This is a genomic window from Macrococcus armenti (assembly GCF_020097135.1).
Classification (GTDB): domain Bacteria; phylum Bacillota; class Bacilli; order Staphylococcales; family Staphylococcaceae; genus Macrococcoides; species Macrococcoides armenti.
On record NZ_CP083608.1, the window covers coordinates 650,392 to 675,749 of the forward strand.

Genomic DNA, 25,358 nt, shown 5'->3' on the forward strand with positions numbered 1-25,358 from the left:
AATCTGGTGCTTTTTTAAATTAGTGCTCTTCATGATGTGGGATTGGTTCGTTCGGAATAATGTTTGCAATTACAATTGCAAGTACACCAACGATTACACCCATAATAGAAGCAAATGGTAAGTTAAGATCCTGTCCGCCACCTAAACTCATTAAAACGAAGTTAATCATTTGAACGAGAATGAATGCCCAGACAAAAGTAAAAATATAATTCATATAATTTTCCCCCAACTTTGTTATATATAGTTTATTATAAAAGAGTAAACACAAAATGTATACCTTAATTTAGAAAGGTGGCACTTATGAAATATAAAATTACATTACTGTTAATTGTTATAGCACTTGTATCACTTTGCATTTATTCTTTCTTACCGAAACAACAGGAGATTAAAATTGTTGGATATTTATCTACTAAATCTATTCATGACCAGACTTGGGGAACTGAAGGATATAAAGGTGTATTAAATATTATTCAGATGTATGATACAAATTTTTTTATTCAGGAAAACTTAAAGTCGGATCAGGCGATTATGAATGCAATCGCTCAATTTGCAGCACGTGATGTCAGTATTGTGTATGGACAAGGTTCAGAATTTCAGAATATCTTTAATAAAGCTGCAAAAAAATATCCGAAAATGCATTTCGTATTTTTAAATGGTGAAAGTAAAGCGAAGAATGTATCAGCACTTAATATCGAAGGATATGCGATGGGCTTTTTTGGAGGGATGCTTGCAGCACATGAATCAAAATCAAAAGTACTCGGAGTCGTTGGTGCATTTAAAGGACAGCCTGAGATTGAAGGATTTATTGATGGCGCAAAACACGAACATAAAGCTACGAAAGTTTTCACGCGATATGTCAATACATGGGGATACAGTCGGGATGCCCAGCAGTTTACGCTTGACCTTATAAAAAAAGACGATGCAGATGTTATTTATCCAGCTGCTGATGGAACGAATCGTGATGTTATGGAAGTCGTAAAAGTAAATCAAAAAAAAGCGATTGGCTATATTTCTGATCAGCGTTATTTAGGTGACTTTGTAATAGGAAGTACGACACAGAATATTTCAAAACTTTATTCGGATATTGCAGATGATTATTATGAGCAACGGTTAAAAGGTGGTAATAAGCTATATGGAATGAAAGATGATATTACAGATTTAACAGGTATATCCAGTACGGTAGATAAACAATTTATAGATAAGCTGGAAGAAGGCATTCGCACATACAAAGCTACAAATGTGTTACCGAATAAAAAACGACCGCCACTGTACAGCAATGAAGCTTATTTAACTGAAGAATAAAAACACTTCTATATTGAAGTGTTTTTTAATTTGTGATAAATTAGTACCAGATAATAAAAGTAGATATAAGTAGGTGCTGGAATGAAAGCAGGAATCATTGGTCTCGGAACTTATGTACCGGATACAATTATAGATAACCATTATTTTGAGCGCTACCTCGAAACTTCAGATGAATGGATTACAACTAGAACTGGAATTGAAGAGAGAAGGTTTGCAGGAGATGAAACTGTAACCGATATGGCTTATAAAGCATCATTAGAAGCGATTAAAGATGCACAAATAGCGCATGAAGATATTGACTTAATCATCGTTGCAACTTCAACAGGTGAACATCATTTTCCTTCTGTTGCATGCCAATTGCAGCATCGCCTGAAATTGAATAAAATTCCCGCAATGGATCAGCTTGCAGCTTGTACAGGATTCATTTACGCATTAATTACGGCGAAACAATTTATTGAATCGAGGAATTATCGTAATGTACTTGTTGTCGGTGCAGACAAACTTACAAAAATAACAGATATGGATGACCGCAACACTGCAGTACTATTTGGTGATGGAGCTGGTGCAGTCATTGTAAGTCAAGTGAGTGATACATACGGAATACTGTCCTATAGTTGGGGTAGTGATGGTAGCGGTGGTATGCACTTATATGATGATGCAGAAACTTCTTATATGAAGATGAAAGGTCGGGAAGTATTTAAGTTTGCAGTACGCATATTAGAAGAACAATCAAGAAGTGTAATGGATAAAGCAAATATGACAGCTTCTGATATTGATATGCTCATTCCGCATCAGGCCAACACAAGAATAATAGAAGCAGCAAGAACAAGACTCGGACTAAAACCGTCACAAGTCAGCATAACGTTAGATCGATATGGAAACACGTCAGCAGCAAGTATTCCGTTGTCGATTGCATACGAAAGAAGTTTAAATAAAATTAAAAATGGAGATACACTCATATTAACAGGATTTGGCGGAGGATTAACTTTTGGTGCTGTACTGTTAAAGTGGGGTCAGGAGGATTAAATATGAGAAGAGTAGTAATTACAGGTATTGGTGCTTTAACACCAATCGGAAATGATGCACATACGACATTTACAAATGCATTAAGAGGTAAAAATGGTATTGATACAATTACACGTATCGATACGAGCGATTTAAACGTTAAAGTTGCAGGTGAATTAAAAAACTTTAATATAGAAGATTATATGGATAAAAAAGAAGCGCGTAGAATGGATCGCTTTACGCAATATGCTGTTGTAGCAGCAAAACAGGCATATAATGATTCAAAACTTGAAATTACAGATGCAAACAGTGATCGTGTTGGTGTATGGATCGGTTCAGGTATTGGTGGAATGGAAACATTTGAAATGGCGTATGCAACAATGACTGAAAAAGGGCCGAGACGCGTTAGTCCATTTTTCGTACCGATGCTAATTCCGGATATGGCAGCAGGACAAGTATCTATCGCACTGGGTGCTAAAGGACCGAATGGTTGTACAGTAACTGCATGTGCGACAGGCACAAACTCTATTGGAGATGCAACGCGTATTATACAGTACGGAGATGCAGATGTAATGTTTGCAGGAGGTGCTGAAGCCCCGATTACACGATTAAGCATCGCTGGATTCAGTGCGAATAAAGCATTGAGTACAAACGACGATCCAGAAACAGCATGCAGACCATTTCAGGAAGGTCGAGATGGATTTATTATGGGTGAAGGTGCAGGTGTCGTTGTTCTTGAAGAACTAGAACATGCATTAGCACGTGGTGCGCATATATACGCAGAAGTCGTAGGTTATGGAAATAATGGGGATGCACATCATATTACTGCACCAGCACCAAATGGTGAAGGTGGTGCACGTACGATGAAGATGGCACTTAACGATGCAGGCATAGAACCACATCAAGTCGGCTATTTAAATGCACACGGAACGAGTACACCGATTGGAGACTTATATGAGACGTTGGCGATTAAATCAACTTTCGGTGAAGCGGCGAATGACTTACTTGTGTCATCAACGAAATCTATGACAGGGCACTTACTCGGTGCAACAGGTGCTGTAGAAACAATTATTACAGCATTAGCGCTAGAGACGAGCCAGATTCCGCCAACAATACATCAGGCGACACCTGATGCTGAACTTGATCTGAATTATGTTCCAGAAAAATCTGTTGTGCGTGAACTTGAATATGCGATGACGAACAGTTTAGGGTTCGGCGGTCATAATGCAGTATTAGTTTTGAAGAAATTTAAGTAATATTAATATTATAGTAGTGGAATATTCCACTACTATTTTTTAATAGTGTATAAAAAACACAAATGTATATATTATATAAACAAAAAGTTAAAAAAATCTGAAAAATTACGTTGACAGAATTGTCTGAAATCAATATAATTTATTTAAGTTCATAAATATATCGGAATTCGTACATTATTAATTCGGATTTTCCATTATATGAATATAATAATTATTCATATAATGGAAAATCTAAAACGATAAGTATAGATTCCAACTTTAATTCAAATATGGGGGGTATATCATGAAGAAGAAGTTTAAGTTTTTTAGTGTATTAATGTTAGCTTTAGTCTTAGTACTTGCTGCTTGTGGTGGCGGTAAGAAAACGGAAGACACAGGTAAAACGGGTGCTAAAAGTGGTAAGACTGAAAAAAGTGATGCTAAAGGCGGAACTTTAAATGTAGCTTTAGATGCTGCTCCTGAAGGTAACTTCCAGTCAATCTTTGCAGGCAGTGAAGTAGATTCTAGAGTAATCAGTTACTTTAACGACGGATTAGTAGATTATGATGATGAGTTAGAAATGAAACCTTACTTACTTTCATGGAAAGATAAAGGGGACGGAAAAACTTACGAATTCAAACTGAAAAAAGGCGTTAAATGGCACGATGGTAATGAACTTACAATTAACGACTGGATCTTCACTTTAGAAACATTAGCGGATAAAGACTATGACGGTCCACGTTACACTGGTGTACAAGATGTTCAAGGTGCACAAGCGAAACACGAAGGTAAAGCAGACAAAGTTTCAGGTATTAAGAAAATTGATGACTACACTGCAGAAATCACTTTCGAAAAGAAAAAAGTTAACAACTTATTAAACTTATGGACATCAGCTCCAATCAGTGAAAAAGTATTCAAAGATATTCCAGTAAAAGATATGGCGAAATCAGCTGAGGTTCGTAAAAACCCTATCGGTATCGGGCCATTCAAAGTTAAGAAAATCGTTGACGGTGAGTCTGTAGAATTTGAAAAGTTTAAAGACTACTGGCAAGGTGAACCTAAACTAGATAAAATTAATTTACGCGTTGTAGAACAAACTTCATTAGTACAAGCTTTAGAAAGTGGAGAAGTTGATATGGCTTCAGTTACTGCACCAATCGCAAAAGAAGTTAAAGAGTCTGGAAATGAAAAACTTCAAGTATTAGAATCTCCTTCTGTAAGCTACATGATTATCGGATTCGTATTAAATGATTTCGATAAGAAAGCATTAAAGATTGGTAAAGAACGTCCGAAATATCAAGACTTGAAATTACGTAAAGCAATGGCACATGCAATTAACCGAGATGAATGGATCAAAGCATTCTTGTATGGTTATGGTGAGAAAATCAATGGTTTAATTCCTTCAGAACACTGGGTAGCAGCTGATAAAGATCAATTAGATGATTACAAATATGATCCGAAAGAAGCTGAAAAGTTACTTGATGAAGCTGGTTACAAAGATAAAGATGGCGACGGATTCCGTGAAGATCCTCAAGGTAAGCCGTTTGAAGTGAACTTGAAACACTATGCAGGTTCTAACCCAACATTCGAACCACGTACTGCAGCATTAAAAGGGTACTGGGAAAAAGTTGGTTTAAAAACAAAAGTACAAATGGTAGAGTTCGGTAAATTTGGAACTGACTTAGAAAATGCTGATAAGAGCATGGAAGTATACTTCCGTAGCTGGTCTCAAGGTGCTGACCCAGACCCATCTGGATTATACCGTTCAGATGCATTATGGAATGAGTCACGCTACAACAATCCAGAAGCTGATAAGTTATTAGATGACGCATTAGACTTCGATAAAGTTGGTACAGATAAAGAAAAACGTAAAGATTTATACGTGAAATGGCAACAATTAATGAATAAAGAATTACCAGTAATTCCAGTTGCTGAATTGGTTGATACTACAGTTGTTAATGATCGAGTTAAAAACTATGAAGTATCACTTAAAGGTACTAACCCAATTTACGAGTGGGCTGTTGAAGACAAAAAATAAATGATTAAAACCTCGATCATATCGAGGTTTTTTTCAAGAAAGAATGAAGGTGGAAGCATATGAGCGAAAGAAGAATTATAGAAGTTAATGATCTAAAAGTTGGATTCGATATAAAGGGCGAATTTTATAATGCGGTTGACGGTGTATCATTCACGATTGACCGTGGTGAAGTAATGGGGATCGTAGGAGAATCTGGTTGTGGTAAATCAGTATTAAGTATGTCTCTTATGAAACTTCTTCCAGAGAAAATCTCAAGAATTTCAGGTGGAGAAATTATTTATAAAGGCGAAAATATTGAAGAAAAATCAGAACAGGAAATCAATAAATTTCGTGGTAAAGAAATCTCGATGATTTTCCAGGAGCCAATGACTTCACTTAACCCAGTATTTACGATCGGTAATCAGTTGATTGAAATGATTCAGCTGCATCTGAAATTAGATAAACAGCAGGCGCGTGAACGTGCAATAGAATTATTAAGACAAGTTGGAATTCCTCGTGCGGAAAAAATAGTTGATGAATACCCCCATCAACTATCAGGTGGTATGCGTCAGCGTGTTATGATTGCGCTTGCCATTTCATGTATGCCAAGTTTATTAATTGCAGATGAGCCGACTACAGCTTTAGACGTAACGGTTCAAGCTCAAATATTAGAGTTGTTAAAAGATGTTCAAACTAAAACTGAAATGTCTATTATTTTTATTTCTCATGATTTAGGTGTTATATCAGAAGTGTGTGATACGGTTGCGGTAATGTATGCTGGTCGTATTATTGAAAAAGCGAAAGTTTCAGAAGTATTTAAAAACCCGAAACATCCATACACACAATTATTACTTAAATCAATTCCGAAGTTAGACGAAGAAGTTGAGCGTCTTGAAACAATTAAAGGTATTGTGCCTTCCATCACAGAATTAAGAACAGACGGATGTCGTTTTGCTGAGAGATGTCCATTTGCAATGGATCATTGCTATACAACTACTCCTAAAGCGTCTGAATTTGAAGATGGTCATGTTGCATATTGTCATCTTTATAATGACGTTAAAGAGGAGGTCGTGAAGTAATGGAAAAAAAGACGATTCTGGAAGTTAAAGATTTAAAACAGCATTACCCGATTAAAGGTGGATTCTTCAAACGTACGATCGGTCACGTTAAAGCTGTTGACGGCATCTCGTTTAAAATCCTTGAAGGAGAAACGATGGGTCTTGTTGGTGAATCTGGTTGTGGTAAGTCAACAGCCGGACGTACAATATTAAGATTACATGATGCGACGGATGGAACAATTAATTTCCTTGGACAGGATATTACAAAGCTTAAAGGAAAAGAACTTCGTGAAGCACGTAAAGGCTTCCAGATGGTGTTCCAGGATCCTTATGCGTCACTTAATCCAATGCAGATGGTTGGAGATATTGTAGGTGAGCCGATTCGCAATTATTACGGTAAAAAGATGAGTGAAATTGAAGATGAAGTAAAAGATTTATTAAATCGCGTTGGCTTAAATGAAGATGCTTATTATCGATATGCACATGAATTCTCTGGAGGTCAGCGTCAAAGGATTGGTATTGCACGTGCACTTGCACTTAAACCAAAACTGATTATCGCAGATGAACCGGTTAGTGCCCTTGACGTGTCAGTTCAATCTCAAGTATTAAACATTATGGACGACCTTCAGAAAGAATTTAATTTAAGCTATTTATTCATTGCCCATGACTTAAGTGTCGTAAAACACGTGAGTGATTATATTGGCGTAATGTATCTTGGGCATATCGTAGAACAAGGTCCTGCTGATGAAGTTTACAGTAACCCTCAGCACCCATATACGAAAGCATTAATTTCAGCAATTCCTGAAATTGATCCTGAAAAACGTAAAGAACGTATCATATTAAAAGGGGATCTCCCTTCACCAGCTGATCCGCCGACAGGATGTCCGTTCCATACGAGATGTCCGGTTGCTAAAGCGGAATGTAAGACAATTAAACCAAGAAGTGTTCAAGTGAGTGAACGTCATTTTGCTTCTTGTATCTTACTTGAAGAAGGGAGTGTCGTAGATGATTCAGTTAATCATTAGACGTTTATTATTGATGATTCCATTATTATTCTTAACATCTATCGTTATTTTTGGGATTTCTAAATTACAGCCAGGTGATGCTTTCACTGGAATGATGGATCCGAAAAATGCGAAATCTGGATATATTGAAGAGCAACGTGAAAAATTAGGATTAAATGATCCGATTCATGTTCAGTACATGAAATGGGGACAAAATGTTCTTAAAGGAGATTTAGGAGATTCTATCCGTTATAAACGTCCAGTAATGGATTTAATTAAAGAAAGAATGCCAAACACGATTTTATTAGGTGTTGTAACACTTATCATTACTTATTTAATCGCGTTTCCGCTAGGTATACTTTCAGGTAGAAAGCCTTATACATTTATCGATTATGCGATACAGTTTTTTAACTACTTAATGCTTGCAGTACCATCGTTCGTTGCAGGTGTATTTGCGATTTATGTATTTGCATTCCAACTAGGATGGTTCCCGTTCTCTGGTTCAGTATCAATCGGTCTTGAAGAAGGATCGATGCAGTATTACTTAAGTAAACTGTATCATGCAATTTTACCAGGTACAATTTTAGGGATATTATCAACAGCAAGTTACGTACAATTTTTACGTAATGACATTATTGAAAACTCTCGTAAAGACTACACAAGAACAGCACGTGCGAAAGGTTTATCTAAATCAAAAATTTACAACAAGCACATCTTAAGAAACTCGATTATTCCAATCGTAACGTTCTTTGGTGCAGATGTATTATCAATCTTTGGTGGAGCAGTTATTACTGAAACAATCTTCTCATATCCAGGTATCGGTAAATTATTAGTAGATTCAATCAGTGGTAAAGACTATCCATTAATGATGGCATTATTATTATTCTTCTCTTTCTTAGGTTTACTTGCGAACTTAATTTCAGATATCGCATACAGTATTGTAGACCCAAGAATTAAGAGTAACTAGGAGGATGACGATGAATACAGTTAAAACAGAACAAGTAAACGTTAAAACTAAAAAAGTAGCAAAGTCACCTCTGCAAATCGCACGTGCAAAATTTATGAAAAATAAAGTAGCAATGGGTGCATTAATAACATTATTTACAATCTTTATTATTTCGTTATTATCACCGTTACTAGCACCATATGATCCAAATTTACAGAACTTAGTACTTATCAAAGGAGATATGAGTGCTGAGCATTGGTTAGGTACAGATGCAGGTGGTCGTGATATATTCAGTCGTCTATTATACTCTGGACGCGTATCATTAATCTTCGGTTTAGTAACGACAGTTGGATTACTGATTATCGGTGTATTAATCGGTATGATATCTGGATACTACGGTGGCTGGGTTGATACGATACTCATGCGTTTCACTGAATTCGTAATGTTATTCCCATTCTTACCATTCGCAATTGTATTAAACGCAACATTCAGCGATAAAATTAAAAACCCATACGGCTCAGCAATGATTTTAGCTGCGGTATTAATCGCATTATCATGGGTCGGAATTGCAAGGCTAGTACGTGGTAAAGTAATGCAGGAGAAAGAAAATGAGTATTTCTTAGCCGCAAAATCAATCGGAACACCGACATATAAGATTTTATTCAAACATTTATTCCCGAACATCTTAAGCGTTATTATCGTACAGGCAACATTATTATTCGCAGTACAGATCGTAGCAGAAGCAGGTTTAAGTTTCTTAGGATTCGGTATCGATAAATCTACACCGACATGGGGGAATATGTTATCAGATGCGCAGGAAGGGGATATCCTTCGTGGTAAGCCATGGATCTGGATGCCACCAGCGATTGCGATTACAGTAACAATCCTTTGCATTAACTTCATTGGTGAAGGTATTAAAGATGCAATGAACCCTAAATCAAATCGATAGAGGTGATAATATGACAGAACATCAGGATGAAAGAGAAATTCGTTACGATGAAGACGAGCTGTTGACAGAACAGGAAGTTTCTGAAGAGGAAATCACAGAACGAAAGATCGAGATTGAAGAAGAAATGATTGAACATGATCGTAAGTTGATTTAGGAGTGATAATTTGAAATTAGTTATTACTGGAAATCATGACATTATTTCAAATCCATTACTTGTGCCGTCTGTTATTCAGATAACTGCACTTAAAAATGCATTGGTTACAGGTATAGGACTACTACAAAATCATGAAATACATGATGATAGAATTTCAATAGATTTACATCATGATGGAGAAGTTGAAGAAACCACTCTATTGGAGTTTAAAACTCAACTTGAGCAGTTACTCATAAGTTATTTCAAGTTTGCGAAAATTGAAGTTACTGTTGAAGTACTTTGAAAACAAGCGGCTGATTATTATATCAGTCGCTTATTTTTATAGGGAGGTATATATGGAAGATTTAAAGTTAAGATTTTTTAAAGATAATAAACTTGTACAAATACCTAAAAAAGAGAAAGATAAGATTCTGCTCTTTGATTGGTTTGTCACGTTATTTGATGCATCAAAAACTTATACAGAGAAAGAAATTAATGAAGTGATAAAACGCATATATGACGATTATGCAATAATCAGAAGATACATGGTAGATTACGGTTATTTGAAAAGAACAGATGACGGAAAAAGTTATGAAAGGGTGAAGTGAGGTGGATGGCCTATTTAAAGAAAATAAGAAATTTTTAATTATTACATTTATTTTTACTTTAATAACAGCATTGCTTACAGTATCTGTACCATTACTCCTTACAACTGTATTTGGAGAAAACTATAATATCAATAAAAGTACGCTTTTGTTAGTCATCATATTCATGTTTATCACTTATATCATTCAAATTGTAATGGTGTATATTAGAGAACATTTTGCCTATGTGTTTAATGTAAGTCATACACATAAGATGTATCGGCTGATGCATAAAATGAATTATGATGATTTACTTCAAAAAGAACCTACATATCTTATTGACCGATTTGCTATGATTGTGAACAGTTTCTATATGTTTATCGCAAATAGCGTTACAAGTTTGATGAGCAATATCATTATTCTGTTTGTTTGTCTTGCGATTATATTGAAAATTAACATATGGCTAGCTGTCATTTTGTTTTTACTGATTCCTGTAAATTACTTTGGATATAAGCTGATCAATAAAAAATTAATGGAAAAAAGTAAAGTTATGTAGCAGCAGACATCTAGCGGTTATAAAGAAATCATCGGTATATTCAATAATGTTGATATGGTAAAACAAACGTCATATGACCGAATAGAAAATTTAATCAGACCTTCTGTTCATCGTGTATTTCACTCGATGAAAGAAGTGAATAAATTCGCACAAAGCACGAGTTTACTAATTAAGTTGTTAAATAGCTTTGTTCAGAATATGATGTATTTTGTACTCGCTTATTTTATCTATTCAGGACAAACTGAAGTAAGTGCGCTTGTGATTGTGAGTATTGTATTACCGATTTACTTTGTATCATTACAGGCATTTACAAGTATTAACTTAGAATTCCGAGATATGCAGGTATCCAACGATTTTATTACAGATGAGATTTACCCTTCAGTTGAAAGAGATGGACAAAAAAGCATCGATGGGATTGATACAATAACAATTAAAAATGCAATTGTTGAAATTGGTGAACGCATTTTTCAATACGACGTGAATGAGACTTTCAGTAAGGGCGATATCGTCTTTGTTACGGGTACTTCAGGAAGCGGAAAGAGTACATTGATGAAGAGTTTGCTCAAGTATAGAAAATGTTCAGGTTTAAAGATTAATGACCAAAATATTACTGATTTAAACAATCAAAGTTTGCGTGAACAAATTTATTACCTTTCACAGGATAGTTCAATATTGCCGATGTCAATCAAGCAGAATATTGCATTCGGGAAGGATGAAAGTGCGATTGACTGGGATATGATGAGCGGTCTGGATGTAATACAGTCAGTATTAGCACACCATAATTTAGATGAAGTTATATACGAAAAAGGTACGAACTTCTCTGGTGGGGAGAAACAGCGTATTATGATTTCACGATTATTCCATGAACAAGTAGATTGTGTCATTTTAGATGAGGTGACAAGTAACATTGATAAAGAATCACAGCACATAATTTTTGATTCAATATTAAAATATTGTCATGACAAAATTGTTTTTATAATCTCTCATGATCCAGAGGTCGAAATATTTACAAATAGAACGTTGAAGGTGAGGTGACATTGTGTTTGCACTGGAAGTTCATAATTTGAGTAAAGCATTTAAAAACAAGAATGAAGTTGTAAATGCAATAAATAATGTGTCTTTTAATATACAAAAAGGAAAGATAACTTGTCTGCTCGGTGAAAATGGTGCAGGAAAATCAACGTTAATTAAATGTCTTGTCGATTTGATTATTCCAGATAATGGAATGATACAATATCATATTGGTGATAATCCATTATCTCAAATAGGATGTATTCTGGAAGGGGAACGAAACGTTTATTATTATTTAACGGTGTATGATAATTTGTTCTATTTTGGCAAATTAAATAAATTAAAACGAAAACAGTTGAATCATCGAATTGATGAAGTGCTGGAAGCATTGGATTTATTACATAAGAAATTTACTTACGTTGCAGAACTATCAAGAGGGATGCAACAAAAAGTTGCATTAGCAATTGTGATGATACGAGATCCCGAACTCCTTATACTTGATGAACCTACCCTTGGCTTAGATGTGCAGTCTACACATCATTTGATGGAATACTTATTGAAATTGACGAATGAAGGAAAGACAATTATTTTAACGACACATCAAATGGATGTTGCGGAACAACTCGCTGATCAGATTATTTTATATAAGGATGGATGTATTTTGAAAGACGTATCTAAACAAGAATTGTTTGCTTCTTTTCAAAATGAATGTATCGTTCACATCGTTACTGATAAGAAAGTAACAGGATATATATGCGACGATATGATCTATCGAATAGAGATGAATGAATTGTCAAAATTTATACAGAAAGCAACTGAACAAAATATTCAAATCAAAGAAATTACGACAGAGAAACAAGATTTAAAATCGATATTTGTTCATTTGATGGGTGAGTATGATGACTGATATTCTATATGCAGAGTTTGTTAAGTTTAAAGGTATGTTCAAGCGATATTATGTGGATTCTATTGCTGAAATCATATCATATTTAATACTATTCTCAGGGCTTACTTATGCTGTAGTTATAAAAAATAGTAGTGATAATAACATTGTTGCACAGCTTTTGATTGGTATATTTGTATGGTATATCGGGATTAATGCAATCGCAATATTTACATTTATCTTGCAGGAAGAAATGCAATTAGGCACACTGGAACAAATATACTTAACGAAAACAAATTTAAGTCTAATGTTAATGGGAAGAGCAATTGCGACATTTATATTTGATGCAATTGGCGGTATTATTTTAACGAGTGGTACTTTATTGTTTATTTTTGTATTTTCCCCGAATCTAATAAAAGGTCATTTTAACTTAATGCCTCTAATTAATCCTTTAATGATTATAATCTTAATACTTACGATGCTTGGTATATATGGATTCTCATTTTTATTAGCAGGACTATCGATTATTTTTAAAAGAATTTCTGCCATAACAGTAATATTGAATTATATATTTCTGTTTTTTACGGGAGTGCTTGTAAGTGGAAATAACTTACCTTATGCGCTAGATATTTTTTCAAAGTGTTTACCTATAACGTGGGGAATTATTAATATTAATGGATTATTTAATGATTCCTTTTCATACATTGATTTATTAGGCTTGTTTATTAATACATCATTATACTTCTCTGTTGGGATCATTACATTTAATAGAATGACTTATTATGCTAGAAAAAAAGGGTCGTTGAATCAATATTAAACAACTTTGATTCGTGCAAACAATGGAATAGATTGAACTCTGCACTTATGAGCGCTGGTACGTGCAACACTCTTCTAAATATAAATACAACGCCCAAACTATTTCCGGTTTGGGCGTTAATTTTCTTTTATATTATTATGTTACTTGCGTTTTCTTCCTAATCCCATTGCATTTTCCATTTTCTTTAACATCTTGAACGACTTTCTGCGTGCTTTTTCAGCACCTTCATCCAGAATTCTATCCAGTTCATCTGAATTCATATAATACTCATATTTCTCCTGGAACGGGGTAATAAATTCAACCATTACATCTGCAAGGTCTGATTTAAAGTCACCGTAGCCTTTTCCTTCATACATTGTTTCAAGTTCCGCAATTGTCTTACCTGTAAAGATTGAATAGATGCTAAGGAGATTTGATATACCAGGTTTGTTTTCTTTATCATATTTTACGATACCATCAGAATCTGTAACTGCAGATTTAATCTTTTTAGCGACAATGTTCGGTGGATCGAGTAGTGAGATAAAGCCTTTCGTATTGCTATCTGATTTACTCATCTTCTTCGTTGGTTCCTGCAAGCTCATAATTCTACCGCCGACTTTCGGCATACGAATTTCTGGTATAGTGAAGATGTCATTATATCGCGCATTAAAACGTTCTGCTAAATCACGCGTTAACTCTAAATGTTGTTTCTGATCTTCACCAACCGGTACGATATCCGTTCCGTATAGCAGAATATCAGCTGCCATTAGTGGTGGATATGTAAGTAATCCTGCAGGTATACCTTCTTTTCGGTCTTTCGCTTTATCTTTATATTGTGTCATACGTTCTAATTCACCGATAGATGATATTGTTGTTAACATCCATCCGGCTTGTGCATGAGCCGGCACTTCTGATTGAATGAATAGTGTTACTTTCTCTGGATCAAGTCCGCTTGCTAAATAGAGTGCAGCAAGTGAGCGTATATTTTTGCGTAATGCTGCTTTTTCCTGTGGGACTGTAATTGCATGCTGGTCTACGATGCAGAAATAACAGTCATAATCGTTCTGAATTTCAGTAAATTGTTTTAGTGCACCGATATAGTTTCCGATAGTTGGAACACCGCTTGGCTGTATACCAGAAAATAATGTTTCCATAGTATTGTCTCCTTTATTGTCACTTCATTTATTATTCATTGTACTATAAATTGTTGATATTCGAAATATGACGATTTTGAAAAATTATGAAAACGTATTGTTATTATTGTTTGATAGGTGTATAGTGTAAGAGTAATTAGCAAATCGAAAATAAATAAGGCGAAAATGTGAATAATCTGAAATTTATTTTGAAATTTACAGATTTCTTAAAGAATTTTCATTTAATTTTAATGTTTGCATATTATAATGACACTATCAGGTTAGAAAAGACAAATAAATTAAAGATTTGTCAAATTATATGTTTAAAGAAATCTTTTTCGGGTATATAGAAAGAGTACATAAACGTATGAACAAGAACTAACCGATAAATCTAAACAATTAGGAGAGTGAGATGTATGGTAACATTATTTACTTCACCAAGTTGCACATCTTGCCGTAAAGCGAAAGCATGGTTACAAGAACATGACATTCCGTATACGGAGCGTAATATTTTTTCAGAAAACTTATCAATTGATGAGATTAAAGCGATTTTAAGAATGACTGAGGACGGAACAGATGAAATTATCTCTACACGTTCTAAAACATTCCAGAAATTAAATGTAGATATTGATTCTTTACCGTTACAAGATTTATATGACATTATTCAGAAGAATCCAGGGCTTTTACGTCGTCCGATCATTTTAGATGAGAAACGATTACAAGTCGGCTATAACGAAGATGAGATTAGACGTTTCTTACCACGTAAAGTGCGTACGTTCCAATTACTAGAAGCACAACGTATGGTTGATTAATCACTTGTTATGGATTGAAGAGGTCTGCATATGCAGGCCTCTTTTTTCTTAAACAGTTTAATTGTCGGAAATCACTTCTTCATGTACAATGGATATACCATTCATACATAGGATTGGAGGCATGACGCATGAGAATAGAACGTGTCGATGAATCGACTTTAAAATTTTATTTAACATATACAGATATTGAGGCACGCGGTTTTAAGCGTGATGATTTGTGGACAAGCCGTAAGAAAGGTGAGGAGTTCTTCTGGTCTGTGATGGAAGAAATTAATCAGGAAGAGGACTTCTTTGTTGATGGTCCATTATGGATACAAGTGCATGCCTTTGACAAAGGTATCGAAATCGTCGTTACGAAATCTAAAAATGACGATCTGCATTTACCAGAAGATAACGCATCTAATATAGATGAGAAAGTGAATGATTTTATTAATAATTCAATACAGGATGATACTGATATTAGAGATTTGCTGATGCGTGCAGCAGAAGCGCCGTCTGAACAGTTCTTTATTGTTAAATTTAATGATTTAGAAGATGTGATTCAATTCAGTTATCATGAATATGATGAAGTGGATATAGAAGATTTATTATATATGTATGAAGGTAACTATTATTACTATGTTGAGTTTGATGACCATATGTCAGAGGATGCAATTCATAGTTATATTGCGCACATGCTGGAATATGCAGATGAGACGTCAATTTCACATGAATTACTCGATGAATACGGCAAGATTATTATGAGTCATAATGTGAAACGACAAGTAAAACAATACTTTAATCAATAATCTTTACGAAAATTTAATAAATAAAAACGGCATTTCCTGATATATATTATCGGGAGGTGCTTTTTTTGATACAGGCAATGAATATTCATGGAGAAATTGTACAGGCACAGTTTGCAAATAAGAGTGATCGTTATTTTTGTCCTGTTTGTCAGCAGCAAGTAATGCTTAAGAGTGGTCATGTCAATGTGCCACACTTTGCGCATATTAAATCGAAGGATTGCTTTGCGCATATTTACCGAAAGGAGACGGCGGCTCATATTGAAGGTAAATATAAACTGTATGCGTTGTTCGGTTCCAAATATGCGAGCATGGAATATTACTTAAGTGAGATAGAACAAATTCCGGATGTTTATTTACATGAAGGTATTGCACTCGAATTACAGTTATCTACAATTCCGGCACATTTAATTGAAAGTAGAACACGAGGCTATCAATCAATGAATATTAATGTTTGCTGGATAGCAGATTACAATAGCTTAAATTTAAATGGCAACGTATTAACGTTAAATTATTTTCAGCAGTCGCTTATTCATTATCCATCTCGCGCGCTGTTTACGCTAAATATCACTACTGGAGACGTTTATGCACTGCGTATCATACAAGTGACGGGGCGTAATCAGTATGTTGTGACGCAGCTTAAAATCGAGTCAATGGATGCGTTTTTAAATGCGCTCAATGCACCATGTCATAATGGCAAAGATTACGTGTTAAATCAAGGTGAAACAATGCAGTATATTAGAAGCTGTAAACATAAACGTTCTGTATTAGAACCAACATTGAGTGCATTATATCAGCTGCGTATTCACCATAACGACATACCATTGCAGTTTCGTATCGTGATGATGGAGCAACTTTATCTTTATACACATCCAATGCTTTGGCAGTTAGAGCTGGAACGTATGGTACAAACACAGTCGTTTACATTGCAAAAGTTTTTAGAAATCATTAATATTCACCCTGTAGCACGTTGTTATATTCATGATTTTGCGCTTTGTAATCACATATTAGAAAAATATTATCGGATAACGAAACAAATGCGTGCAAAATCTATTGAAAAATGAGAAAATTAAGATAACTTTATTTTTAGGAGGATTAAGATGACTGAATTAATTACAAGAGATGAACAGAAATTAGAAAACACATGGGATTTAACGACAATATTCGAAAGCGATGATGCATGGGAAGCGGCTTTTTCTAAACTTGAAGGGTACCTTGGGAAGGAAGAAGAAGTAAAAGGTAAAATCGGTGACAGTGCTGAAAATTTATTGAAAGCACTATTATTAGATGCTGAAATTGATGAGCAACTTGGAAAAGTTTATGTTTACGCACATTTAAAACATGATCAGGATACTTCAAATGCGAAGTATACAGCACTTGAACAACGCGCTGCAAATTTAGCAAGTCAGTTCAGTGCAAGATGGAGCTTTATGTTACCTGAACTGATGACCATTGATGAAGCGACGATGAAAGCTTACGTTGCAGAGCTGGACGGTTTAAAACGTTTCGCATTCGATTTAGAACGTATTAATAAGAAACGTCCGTACGTTTTAAGTGAAGCAGAGGAAAAACTATTAGCAGAAGCATCTGAAGCATTATCAGCATCACCGAATACATTCGGTATGTTTAACAATGCAGATCTGAAGTTTGATAATGTACTGGACAAAGATGGCAACAGCTTACCATTATCTCACGGTAACTATATTACTTATTTAGAGTCAAGCGACCGTGTATTAAGAGAAAATGCATATAAAGAAGTGTACAGTAAGTACGGTCAGTTTAATAATACGTTAGCACAAACACTATCTGGTAAAGTAAAGGCAAGCGTATTCTCAAGTAAAGTACGTAACTATAAGAGTGCGCGTGATCAAGCGTTATCGAACAATGATATTCCGGAATCTGTATATGATAATTTAGTGCAGACGGTGAATGATAATTTACATTTATTACATCGCTATACGAAGTTGCGTAAAGAGTTATTAGGACTTGATGAAATGCATATGTATGATATGTATACACCAGTCATTCAGGATGAGAAGTTTGAAGTTACTTATGAAGAAGCGAAAGAATGGATGCTGAAAAGTTTAGAACCGATGGGGACTGAATATACAGATGTCATTAAAGAAGGATTAACGAATCGCTGGGTAGACGTATACGAAAATAAAGGGAAACGTAGTGGAGCATATTCTTCTGGAACTTTCGGTACAAATCCGTTTATTTTAATGAACTGGACTGACAGTGTAAACAATACATTTACGTTAACGCATGAATTCGGTCATAGTGCACATAGTTACTTCTCAAGGAAAAATCAGCCGTCAAATATGTCAGGATATTCAATATTTGTTGCAGAGGTTGCATCAACATGTAATGAAGCATTACTTGCAGATTATATGTACAACAATTTAGATGATGATAAGAAGAAATTATACTTATTGAACTATCAGTTGGATGGCTTCAGAGGAACGGTGTTCAGACAGACGATGTTTGCTGAATTTGAATATTTAATTCATACACTCGCTGAACAAAATGAACCATTAACTGCGGAACGTCTGAACGCAGAGTATCGCAAATTAAACGAGAAGTATTACGGAGATGCTGTTATTACAGATGATTATATTCAGTATGAGTGGAGCAGAATTCCACACTTCTATTACAATTACTACGTATATCAATATGCAACAGGATACAGTGCAGCATATGCGTTAAGTAAGAAGATTTTAGAAGAGGGTAAACCGGCTGTTGAGAAGTATATTAATGAATTCTTAAAAGCAGGAAGCTCTGATTATCCGATTGAAGTACTGAAAAAAGCAGGTGTTGATATGAATGATAAAACACCAATTGAAAATGCTTGTAAAGTATTCGAAGAGCGCCTCGATGCATTTGAAGCGTTAATAAAAGCAGAAAAGAAATAAAAAGAATGTGAAATCGTTTACAATATGTCTATTTTGTGAACGATGATATAAATCGTTGAAATAAATAATCACACATGTTATATTTTATACATGAAATTGTTCACAAACCAAACATACCCCTTTGTTTGAGTGAAAGATTTCTCCCATCCCCTTTGTTTAATACCGTGTATTCAGACACGGTATTTTTTTATGTCTAAATATAAAAACAAGCGTGAACATTGAATTGTTCACGCTTGTTTTATGAAACAATATTTCTTGTTAAGTCACTTTTCTCCAGAATAAATCATGGTCATAATGCACATCTTCAATGAGACGCTGCATCTTCAATTTTCGCAATTCATTCATTAATATTGGCTTTGGCCATTCATATATTACTTCCAGTTCTGACTCACTTACAAGTTCCTGCTCTGTAATGTATTCGATGAGTTTCGGCGGTAATTCCTTTTCAATCGGAATATCGAGCAGCTCATTAATGATATACGTATATATATGATAGTTCTGTACGCCTTCCACTTTTAATCCTTCATCTTCGTAATTCTCATTGAAGAATACGAGTGTTGGCGTAATCGATACGTCCATTTCATTAGAGATATGCTGATCACACTTGAGTGATGAAGTGATGTGACTGCTTTTAATATCTTCCAGAAAAACTTCAACATCAATTCCTGCTTTAAGCGCTGAATGCAATATTAAATCTTTCGTAATAATATCCTGTTTCGGCATAATTGCATTCTGAATGTAGTTTAAAAATTGTGCTGCTTTCTTTCTTCCCTGCAGTTCAGCTGCTTTAAATGCAAGTGCGATATTGTCATCATTCGTCGTGCTTTGTGCCTGACATTTCGTCAGTACTTTTAAACTCGGCAGTAGAATTTGCTTAATATCAATAAACTGATTGTATTCAATTTGTAGCTTACGAAGTAACGATTTTAAATGCCACGATTCCTTACAGAATGGATCGAAAAATGAATAAATTTCAATCTTTTTCTTAGTCATCAATGGATCAAATTGATTTTCGCGAATAAGCTGTAAATGGTTCATAATATTCACCTGCAATTAATATTCAGCGTTCACCATATGCTCCGCTGTTAATGTCAGTCTCGTAAGTAAATAGTCTCTGACATCACTATCCATATGTACTTCATGTGCTGCTTTATACATGTTCTCTAGCCAGGCATCCTTTTCATTCGGGCCGATTGTAAACGGCATATGACGCGCGCGTAACATCGGATGACCGTGTTCATCTGTATATAGACTAGGGCCACCGAGAAACTGCGTCAGAAACTGTTTTTGTTTACGGCTTGTTTCTGCAAAGTCACCTGGAAAGAGGTGATTAATGCGTTTATCCTGTTCCACATACTGATAAAAAATATCAATCATTTTATATAAAGTTTCCTGACCGATTTGTGTGTAAGGTGTTTCCAAATGAATGACTCCCTTTTTTACTTAATATATCATGAATCGTTAATATTAAAAGTTTTTTGCTTGTAAGTAAGTTAAATGACGGTAGAAACGACCGACTTTCGTCAAAGTATCTGTAGGCTTAATTTTGTGTGCTTTTAATAAGTCATCAAATATTACTTTTCCTTTATCGTAATCATCAACTTCATATTCAAGTTCATAGTCTTCTGTATCAAGATAGTGACTTTTATCTAGAACAAGCAGTCCTGATGCATATCGTGTTTCAAGTCGGTCTGTAGATAGCGCACCGAATACTTTTACAGGCGCATGAATATTCAGTTGGACGAGTTGCTGCTGAATGGGTTCTGGCAGCTCAGAAATTGCATACGTTTCCTGCGTAAAGTCAAAGTCAACCAGTGGTACATTATATTCCATATTGCCAACTGTTTGCGGAACTTTCAGCGTCATTTCTTTCTTGATGCCGGTATCACGAACACGAAGTGCAACTCGGTTACGTTTTAAGCTGAAATCATCTGTATCCATATAGAAGTTCGTCTGTGTAAATGGCATATCATCATTAAAATATTCTTTTTTTAATGCGGCATACTGCTCGTATGTAAGCATGTTTTTAAATTCTATTTCTAAGTTCACTGAATTTCCCCCTCTGAGTATATCCACTTAAACTCATTATGCGAAATGTCTCATTTTAAGTAAAGAAATTAACATATTTAATATAGAAAATATCAATACGTTAAAGTAATTCTTTATTTTATGGTAAAATATTGTTGTTAAGGAGTGGAGATAATGAATTTACATGTAAACGAAATTAAACTTGAAAATGAACGCGTAAATATCTATACAGAAGAACAGGAAATGGACGTACAGGCAACCGGTACGATGGTCGTTGATAGTGATCATTTCCAGTTCGTTTATTTATTAGATGATGGTGAATTTCATCATCTAAGATTCGTACAGGAAACATGGCCGATGTTAAAGGAATACAAAGATAAAGAATGGTATTTATATGGCAAAGTAAAACTTGATAACTTTACTGAAGAGTTACAGTTTTTACTTGAGAATATAGAAGGCAACTATAATTACGGTAAAGATTTTACGGAAAGCGTTGAAAGTGTATTTGAATTGTAGGACGGAGTGATTTTATGAATCAATGGGATTTGTTTTTATCGCCATATCATCAGGCGATAGATGAGCTTAAAGTGAAGCTGAAGGGGATTCGTAAACAGTTTATGAGCGAAGGTAAATCATCCCCTATTGAATTTGTAACAGGACGTGTTAAACCAATTCCAAGTATTATCGAAAAAGCAAATACACGCGGTATTGCATTTGATCGATTAAGTGAAGAGATGTATGATATTGCTGGACTGCGTCTTATGTGTCAGTTTGTTGATGATATAGATGTCGTCGTAAATATGTTAAAGGGCAGAAAAGACTTTGAAGTAATAGAAGAAAGAGATTACATAAAGGATACGAAAGAAAGTGGTTATCGTTCTTACCACGTCATTATAAAGTATCCGATTGAGACATTAAATGGTCAGAAATTTATACTTGCAGAGATTCAGATTAGAACACTTGCGATGAACTTCTGGGCAACGATTGAACATACGTTACGTTATAAATATAGCGGCGATTATCCACCTGAAATTAGAGCACGCCTTGAACGTGCAGCAGAAGCAGCATTTCTCCTTGATGAAGAGATGAGTGAAATTCGTGAAGAAATTCAGGAAGCACAGAAATATTACACAGAACAACGCAGTGAAAAGCGATAAGAGGTGAAACGATGAAGTATGCAATATTAACGAAAGGCGATTCCAAAAGTAACGCATTGAAACAGAAGATGGTCGGTTATATGAATGACTTTAATATGCAGGAAGATACAGTAGCACCTGAAATCGTAATTTCTGTCGGTGGGGACGGTACATTACTTCAGGCGTTTCATACGTATAGTCATCGTTTAAATGAAACGAGTTTTGTAGGGATTCATACAGGGCATCTCGGCTTTTATGCTGACTGGTTGCCTCATGAAGTTGAGAAACTAATCATTGCGATTAATAATGATACATTTCAAGTGATAGAGTATCCGCTCGTTGAAGTTGTCGTCCGCTATGAAGAAGGAAAAGCAAGCAGATATCTAGCATTAAATGAAGCAACGGTTAAAACGCATAACGGTGCGACGCTGGTAGCTGATATCAGCTTACGAGGTGAACTGTTTGAACGCTTCAGAGGCGATGGCTTATGCGTGTCAACGCCGAGTGGATCGACCGCATATAATAAAGCGCTCGGCGGTGCACTGATTCATCCATCATTAGATGCGATTCAAGTTACAGAAATTGCATCGATTAATAATAGAGTATTCCGTACAGTTGGATCACCGCTCGTCTTACCGAAACATCATAACTGTCAAGTAAGCCCGGCGAGTCCGGTAACGTTGCAGCTTACCTTTGATCATATCACTGCTGATCATAAAGGTGTAACATCTATTCAGTATCGTGTTGCAGATGAAAAAGTCAGATTTGCAAGGTTCAGACCATTTCCGTTCTGGAAACGCGTCCATGACTCGTTTATTGCAAGTGAATGAGAACGATCAATTATGCAGTGAACGATAATATTACAGTTAAAGCGTACTTACAATCATTAAATTATAGTAGAAAGAGTATAAGCGCCATTAAACAAAATGGTGCTTTACTTGTTAATGGGAATCATGTAACAGTGCGCTACGTGCTGCACAGAGGTGATACGTTAACAGTACAGTTACCACAAGAAACGAGAAGTAAGTCGCTTATTTCAAATCATATCCCAGTAAAAGTATTATACAATGATGATGACGTTATCGTTGTAAGTAAACCTCCATTTATGAACACGATTCCTTCACGACTGCATCCGCATAACAGTTTGATTGAAGCAGTTTATGGTGTACTGGAAAAGTTAGGTGACAAAAGTGTGTTACATCCAGTGAGTAGGCTTGACCGGGATACGAGTGGCTTAATCGTATTCAGTAAACATCAGTTAACACACCATTTACTGACAAACAAAATTGAGAAGCATTATGCATTACTTGCTGAAGGCCATGTAAACGATGCAGGCAACTACGTATGTCCAATTAATAGGGCAGATGATTCAATTATTACACGTATTGTGCATGTATATGGACAGCATGCACGAACAGAATACAAATTAATGACATATTATGCATCAACAAACATCAGTTACGTACGTGCGAAGCTGCATACAGGAAGAACACATCAAATTCGTGTCCACTTTTCAAGTGCAGGTCATCCGTTAATCGGAGATACGTTATATGGCGGACAGCAGGTAATCGCACGACAGGCATTACATGCAATAAGTGTAAGGTTTAAACATCCGATAACAGGAGAAAATATAACGATTGAGGATGATTTACCAGAAGACTTCAAATCTATACAAAATGAGGAGGAGGACATATGGCAGAACACGATTTCTTAAATGAAGAAGTAATGTATGATAAAGCATTGCTTGATTCATTATTATTAAATAATGAAATTGATGCGTTTCGTGAAGAATTCCTTGAATTACACACGTATGATCAAGGTGAATATTTCAGTGAAGCGACAGATGAATTAAGATCGCATATGTATGAATTATTATCTCCTAGAGAAGTCGCAGAATTTCTTGAGACGACTGAATTAGAGGATGAGGAATACGATCATATATTCGAAGAAATGGACACGCTATATGCAAGCGATATGTTATCAGAAATGTCATTTGATAACGCGGTAGATATGCTTAAAATTCTGCCGAAGACGAAAGTCGCAAGTCTCCTTTTATTAATGGACAAGGAAGCTTCCGAAGAAATAAAAGCATTACTACATTACGAAGAAGATACAGCCGGAAGTTTAATGACGACTGAATTCATCTCAATTACTGAGACGATGTCAGTCCGTGAAGCACTCATTCAAGTTAAAGCACAGGCACCTGAAGCGGAAACAATTTACGTCATTTTCGTACAGGATGAAAGAAAACGATTATCCGGCGTATTATCATTAAGAGAGTTGATCGTGGCTGAAAACGATGCATACATTGAAGAAATTATGAATGAACGTGTCATTAGCGTGAATGTAGCTGATGACCAGGAAGACGTTGCGATGATTATGCGTGACTATGACTTTTTAGCAGTACCGGTAGTAGATTATCAAAATCATCTCCTCGGTATTATTACGATCGATGATATTTTAGACGTTATCGATGAAGAAGCAAGTGAGGACTACTCACGATTAGCCGGGGTAAGTGATATCGACTCAACGAAAGATACAGTGTTTACAACGGCACGTAAACGACTACCGTGGCTCATGATTCTGACTGTCCTCGGTATGATTACAGCAACGATTCTCGGAAATTTTGAAGAAACGTTAGAGCAAGTTGCACTGCTTGCTGCATTTATTCCGATTATCGGAGGGATGGCCGGTAATTCCGGCACACAAAGTTTAGCGGTTGCAGTTCGCGGAATTTCTACCGGTGAAATTGACGAGCAAAGTAAACTAAAGCTTGCACTGCGTGAGATGGGTTCAGGATTACTTTCTGGATTGTGTTGTGCGGTATTATTGTTTATTATAATAGTATTAATTTATCACACACCGCTACTCGCATTAATCGTTTCGTTCAGTTTAACGATAGCGATGACGGTTGCAACATTGTCTGGTGCAGTTGTACCATTACTAATGCATCGCATGAAGATTGACCCCGCGGTGGCAAGTGGTCCGTTTATTTCAACGATTAATGATATTATCAGTATGTTGATATACTTTGGACTGGCAACAACATTTATGAACTATTTAATTTAGGAGG

At 35.5% G+C, this 25,358-nt stretch carries 29 protein-coding genes; 24 read left to right on the forward strand and 5 right to left on the reverse strand.

Going from position 1 to position 25,358, the window contains the following annotated elements; genetic code table 11:
• Positions 1 to 19 precede the first annotated feature (19 nt).
• Entirely contained in the window at positions 20 to 214 is a 195-nt protein-coding gene (locus LAU42_RS03520) for a YjzD family protein (protein ID WP_224184308.1), read from the reverse strand.
• A gap of 86 nt (positions 215 to 300) precedes the next feature.
• On the opposite strand from LAU42_RS03520, the gene LAU42_RS03525 reads away from it, so the two are divergent.
• The 15 genes from LAU42_RS03525 to LAU42_RS03595 all read left to right on the forward strand — a co-directional run bounded on the left by LAU42_RS03525 (position 301) and on the right by LAU42_RS03595 (position 13,500).
• On the forward strand, positions 301 to 1,302 hold the full coding sequence (locus LAU42_RS03525; protein WP_224184309.1) for a BMP family ABC transporter substrate-binding protein: 1,002 nt from the start codon (positions 301 to 303) through the stop codon (positions 1,300 to 1,302).
• 81 nt (positions 1,303 to 1,383) lie between these two features.
• Positions 1,384 to 2,328 (forward strand): beta-ketoacyl-ACP synthase III, encoded by a 945-nt coding sequence (locus tag LAU42_RS03530; RefSeq protein WP_224184310.1) that lies wholly within the window; start codon positions 1,384 to 1,386, stop codon positions 2,326 to 2,328.
• A 2-nt stretch (positions 2,329 to 2,330) separates the two neighbouring features.
• Positions 2,331 to 3,563 (forward strand): beta-ketoacyl-ACP synthase II, encoded by a 1,233-nt coding sequence (gene fabF, locus LAU42_RS03535; protein ID WP_224184311.1) that lies wholly within the window; start codon positions 2,331 to 2,333, stop codon positions 3,561 to 3,563.
• Between the two features lie 283 nt (positions 3,564 to 3,846).
• Positions 3,847 to 5,580, forward strand: a complete 1,734-nt coding sequence (gene opp4A, locus LAU42_RS03540) for an oligopeptide ABC transporter substrate-binding protein (protein ID WP_224184312.1) — start codon at positions 3,847 to 3,849, stop codon at positions 5,578 to 5,580.
• 59 nt (positions 5,581 to 5,639) lie between these two features.
• Positions 5,640 to 6,638 (forward strand): ABC transporter ATP-binding protein, encoded by a 999-nt coding sequence (locus LAU42_RS03545; protein ID WP_224184313.1) that lies wholly within the window; start codon positions 5,640 to 5,642, stop codon positions 6,636 to 6,638.
• Positions 6,638 to 7,642 (forward strand): ABC transporter ATP-binding protein, encoded by a 1,005-nt coding sequence (locus LAU42_RS03550; RefSeq protein ID WP_224184314.1) that lies wholly within the window; start codon positions 6,638 to 6,640, stop codon positions 7,640 to 7,642. The genes LAU42_RS03545 and LAU42_RS03550 overlap by 1 nt, the downstream gene beginning before the upstream one ends.
• Positions 7,623 to 8,588: an oligopeptide ABC transporter permease gene (gene opp4B / locus LAU42_RS03555; protein WP_224184315.1), complete on the forward strand. Its 966-nt coding sequence runs from the start codon at positions 7,623 to 7,625 to the stop codon at positions 8,586 to 8,588. The genes LAU42_RS03550 and opp4B overlap by 20 nt, the downstream gene beginning before the upstream one ends.
• 10 nt (positions 8,589 to 8,598) lie before the next feature.
• Positions 8,599 to 9,516, forward strand: a complete 918-nt coding sequence (opp4C, locus tag LAU42_RS03560; protein WP_224184316.1) for an oligopeptide ABC transporter permease — start codon at positions 8,599 to 8,601, stop codon at positions 9,514 to 9,516.
• Positions 9,517 to 9,526: 10 nt separating this feature from the next.
• On the forward strand, positions 9,527 to 9,670 hold the full coding sequence (locus tag LAU42_RS03565) for a hypothetical protein (RefSeq protein WP_224184317.1): 144 nt from the start codon (positions 9,527 to 9,529) through the stop codon (positions 9,668 to 9,670).
• Between the two features lie 10 nt (positions 9,671 to 9,680).
• The gene (locus LAU42_RS03570; protein ID WP_224184318.1) at positions 9,681 to 9,953 is read left to right on the forward strand and encodes a hypothetical protein; all 273 of its coding nucleotides are present in this window, start codon (positions 9,681 to 9,683) and stop codon (positions 9,951 to 9,953) included.
• 52 nt (positions 9,954 to 10,005) lie between these two features.
• Entirely contained in the window at positions 10,006 to 10,257 is a 252-nt protein-coding gene (locus LAU42_RS03575) for a DUF2087 domain-containing protein (protein ID WP_224184319.1), read from the forward strand.
• Position 10,258: 1 nt separating this feature from the next.
• Positions 10,259 to 10,789: an ABC transporter ATP-binding protein gene (locus tag LAU42_RS03580; RefSeq protein WP_224184320.1), complete on the forward strand. Its 531-nt coding sequence runs from the start codon at positions 10,259 to 10,261 to the stop codon at positions 10,787 to 10,789.
• 54 nt (positions 10,790 to 10,843) lie between these two features.
• Positions 10,844 to 11,824, forward strand: coding sequence for an ATP-binding cassette domain-containing protein (locus tag LAU42_RS03585; protein ID WP_224184321.1), 981 nt, complete (start codon positions 10,844 to 10,846; stop codon positions 11,822 to 11,824).
• 28 nt (positions 11,825 to 11,852) lie between these two features.
• Positions 11,853 to 12,707 carry an ABC transporter ATP-binding protein gene (locus LAU42_RS03590; RefSeq protein ID WP_224184322.1) on the forward strand — a complete coding sequence of 285 codons (855 nt, stop codon included), beginning with the start codon at positions 11,853 to 11,855 and terminating at the stop codon, positions 12,705 to 12,707.
• The gene (locus LAU42_RS03595) at positions 12,697 to 13,500 is read left to right on the forward strand and encodes an ABC transporter permease (protein ID WP_224184323.1); all 804 of its coding nucleotides are present in this window, start codon (positions 12,697 to 12,699) and stop codon (positions 13,498 to 13,500) included. The genes LAU42_RS03590 and LAU42_RS03595 overlap by 11 nt, the downstream gene beginning before the upstream one ends.
• 140 nt (positions 13,501 to 13,640) lie before the next feature.
• Here the strand turns inward: LAU42_RS03595 and trpS are convergent, their stop codons facing one another.
• Positions 13,641 to 14,633, reverse strand: coding sequence for a tryptophan--tRNA ligase (trpS, locus tag LAU42_RS03600; protein ID WP_224184324.1), 993 nt, complete (start codon positions 14,631 to 14,633; stop codon positions 13,641 to 13,643).
• A gap of 395 nt (positions 14,634 to 15,028) precedes the next feature.
• On the opposite strand from trpS, the gene spxA reads away from it, so the two are divergent.
• The 4 genes from spxA to pepF all read left to right on the forward strand — a co-directional run bounded on the left by spxA (position 15,029) and on the right by pepF (position 19,121).
• Positions 15,029 to 15,424, forward strand: coding sequence for a transcriptional regulator SpxA (gene spxA, locus LAU42_RS03605; protein ID WP_012656519.1), 396 nt, complete (start codon positions 15,029 to 15,031; stop codon positions 15,422 to 15,424).
• Between the two features lie 128 nt (positions 15,425 to 15,552).
• Positions 15,553 to 16,212 (forward strand): adaptor protein MecA, encoded by a 660-nt coding sequence (mecA, locus tag LAU42_RS03610; protein WP_224184325.1) that lies wholly within the window; start codon positions 15,553 to 15,555, stop codon positions 16,210 to 16,212.
• 65 nt (positions 16,213 to 16,277) lie between these two features.
• Complete coding sequence (locus tag LAU42_RS03615; protein ID WP_224184326.1) at positions 16,278 to 17,273, forward strand: competence protein CoiA; 996 nt, start codon at positions 16,278 to 16,280, stop codon at positions 17,271 to 17,273.
• 36 nt (positions 17,274 to 17,309) lie between these two features.
• Entirely contained in the window at positions 17,310 to 19,121 is a 1,812-nt protein-coding gene (pepF, locus tag LAU42_RS03620; protein ID WP_224184327.1) for an oligoendopeptidase F, read from the forward strand.
• 258 nt (positions 19,122 to 19,379) lie between these two features.
• On the opposite strand, the gene LAU42_RS03625 is transcribed toward pepF, so the two are convergent.
• From LAU42_RS03625 to LAU42_RS03635, 3 genes are read right to left on the reverse strand one after another with little or no spacing between them, the layout of a single operon-like run.
• On the reverse strand, positions 19,380 to 20,159 hold the full coding sequence (locus LAU42_RS03625) for a ClpXP adapter SpxH family protein (RefSeq protein ID WP_224184328.1): 780 nt from the start codon (positions 20,157 to 20,159) through the stop codon (positions 19,380 to 19,382).
• Positions 20,160 to 20,174: 15 nt separating this feature from the next.
• Positions 20,175 to 20,543, reverse strand: a complete 369-nt coding sequence (locus LAU42_RS03630; protein WP_224184329.1) for a globin domain-containing protein — start codon at positions 20,541 to 20,543, stop codon at positions 20,175 to 20,177.
• Positions 20,544 to 20,588: 45 nt separating this feature from the next.
• Complete coding sequence (locus LAU42_RS03635; RefSeq protein WP_224184330.1) at positions 20,589 to 21,170, reverse strand: CYTH domain-containing protein; 582 nt, start codon at positions 21,168 to 21,170, stop codon at positions 20,589 to 20,591.
• Between the two features lie 153 nt (positions 21,171 to 21,323).
• On the opposite strand from LAU42_RS03635, the gene LAU42_RS03640 reads away from it, so the two are divergent.
• The 5 genes from LAU42_RS03640 to mgtE are packed head-to-tail and all read left to right on the forward strand — an operon-like array spanning position 21,324 to position 25,354.
• Positions 21,324 to 21,665: a UPF0738 family protein gene (locus tag LAU42_RS03640; RefSeq protein ID WP_224184331.1), complete on the forward strand. Its 342-nt coding sequence runs from the start codon at positions 21,324 to 21,326 to the stop codon at positions 21,663 to 21,665.
• 14 nt (positions 21,666 to 21,679) lie between these two features.
• Complete coding sequence (gene yjbM / locus LAU42_RS03645) at positions 21,680 to 22,306, forward strand: GTP diphosphokinase (RefSeq protein ID WP_224184332.1); 627 nt, start codon at positions 21,680 to 21,682, stop codon at positions 22,304 to 22,306.
• Between the two features lie 11 nt (positions 22,307 to 22,317).
• Positions 22,318 to 23,115 carry an NAD kinase gene (locus tag LAU42_RS03650; protein WP_224184333.1) on the forward strand — a complete coding sequence of 266 codons (798 nt, stop codon included), beginning with the start codon at positions 22,318 to 22,320 and terminating at the stop codon, positions 23,113 to 23,115.
• Positions 23,112 to 23,999, forward strand: a complete 888-nt coding sequence (locus LAU42_RS03655) for an RluA family pseudouridine synthase (protein WP_224184334.1) — start codon at positions 23,112 to 23,114, stop codon at positions 23,997 to 23,999. The genes LAU42_RS03650 and LAU42_RS03655 overlap by 4 nt, the downstream gene beginning before the upstream one ends.
• Entirely contained in the window at positions 23,978 to 25,354 is a 1,377-nt protein-coding gene (gene mgtE / locus LAU42_RS03660; RefSeq protein ID WP_224184335.1) for a magnesium transporter, read from the forward strand. Before LAU42_RS03655 ends, mgtE begins: the two co-directional genes overlap by 22 nt.
• The last annotated feature ends 4 nt before the right edge of the window (positions 25,355 to 25,358 follow it).

Coding starts and splice junctions, on each gene's coding strand:
- mecA (WP_224184325.1), top strand. CDS start 15,553: ATGAGAATAGAACGTGTCGATGAATCGACTTTAAAATTTTATTTAACA.
- LAU42_RS03625 (WP_224184328.1), bottom strand. CDS start 20,159: ATGAACCATTTACAGCTTATTCGCGAAAATCAATTTGATCCATTGATG.
- LAU42_RS03530 (WP_224184310.1), top strand. CDS start 1,384: ATGAAAGCAGGAATCATTGGTCTCGGAACTTATGTACCGGATACAATT.
- LAU42_RS03650 (WP_224184333.1), top strand. CDS start 22,318: ATGAAGTATGCAATATTAACGAAAGGCGATTCCAAAAGTAACGCATTG.
- yjbM (WP_224184332.1), top strand. CDS start 21,680: ATGAATCAATGGGATTTGTTTTTATCGCCATATCATCAGGCGATAGAT.
- LAU42_RS03640 (WP_224184331.1), top strand. CDS start 21,324: ATGAATTTACATGTAAACGAAATTAAACTTGAAAATGAACGCGTAAAT.
- LAU42_RS03655 (WP_224184334.1), top strand. CDS start 23,112: ATGAGAACGATCAATTATGCAGTGAACGATAATATTACAGTTAAAGCG.
- opp4C (WP_224184316.1), top strand. CDS start 8,599: ATGAATACAGTTAAAACAGAACAAGTAAACGTTAAAACTAAAAAAGTA.
- fabF (WP_224184311.1), top strand. CDS start 2,331: ATGAGAAGAGTAGTAATTACAGGTATTGGTGCTTTAACACCAATCGGA.
- LAU42_RS03545 (WP_224184313.1), top strand. CDS start 5,640: ATGAGCGAAAGAAGAATTATAGAAGTTAATGATCTAAAAGTTGGATTC.
- spxA (WP_012656519.1), top strand. CDS start 15,029: ATGGTAACATTATTTACTTCACCAAGTTGCACATCTTGCCGTAAAGCG.
- LAU42_RS03525 (WP_224184309.1), top strand. CDS start 301: ATGAAATATAAAATTACATTACTGTTAATTGTTATAGCACTTGTATCA.
- mgtE (WP_224184335.1), top strand. CDS start 23,978: ATGGCAGAACACGATTTCTTAAATGAAGAAGTAATGTATGATAAAGCA.
- LAU42_RS03550 (WP_224184314.1), top strand. CDS start 6,638: ATGGAAAAAAAGACGATTCTGGAAGTTAAAGATTTAAAACAGCATTAC.
- trpS (WP_224184324.1), bottom strand. CDS start 14,633: ATGGAAACATTATTTTCTGGTATACAGCCAAGCGGTGTTCCAACTATC.
- LAU42_RS03575 (WP_224184319.1), top strand. CDS start 10,006: ATGGAAGATTTAAAGTTAAGATTTTTTAAAGATAATAAACTTGTACAA.
- pepF (WP_224184327.1), top strand. CDS start 17,310: ATGACTGAATTAATTACAAGAGATGAACAGAAATTAGAAAACACATGG.
- LAU42_RS03585 (WP_224184321.1), top strand. CDS start 10,844: ATGGTAAAACAAACGTCATATGACCGAATAGAAAATTTAATCAGACCT.
- LAU42_RS03520 (WP_224184308.1), bottom strand. CDS start 214: ATGAATTATATTTTTACTTTTGTCTGGGCATTCATTCTCGTTCAAATG.
- LAU42_RS03595 (WP_224184323.1), top strand. CDS start 12,697: ATGATGACTGATATTCTATATGCAGAGTTTGTTAAGTTTAAAGGTATG.
- LAU42_RS03565 (WP_224184317.1), top strand. CDS start 9,527: ATGACAGAACATCAGGATGAAAGAGAAATTCGTTACGATGAAGACGAG.
- opp4A (WP_224184312.1), top strand. CDS start 3,847: ATGAAGAAGAAGTTTAAGTTTTTTAGTGTATTAATGTTAGCTTTAGTC.
- opp4B (WP_224184315.1), top strand. CDS start 7,623: ATGATTCAGTTAATCATTAGACGTTTATTATTGATGATTCCATTATTA.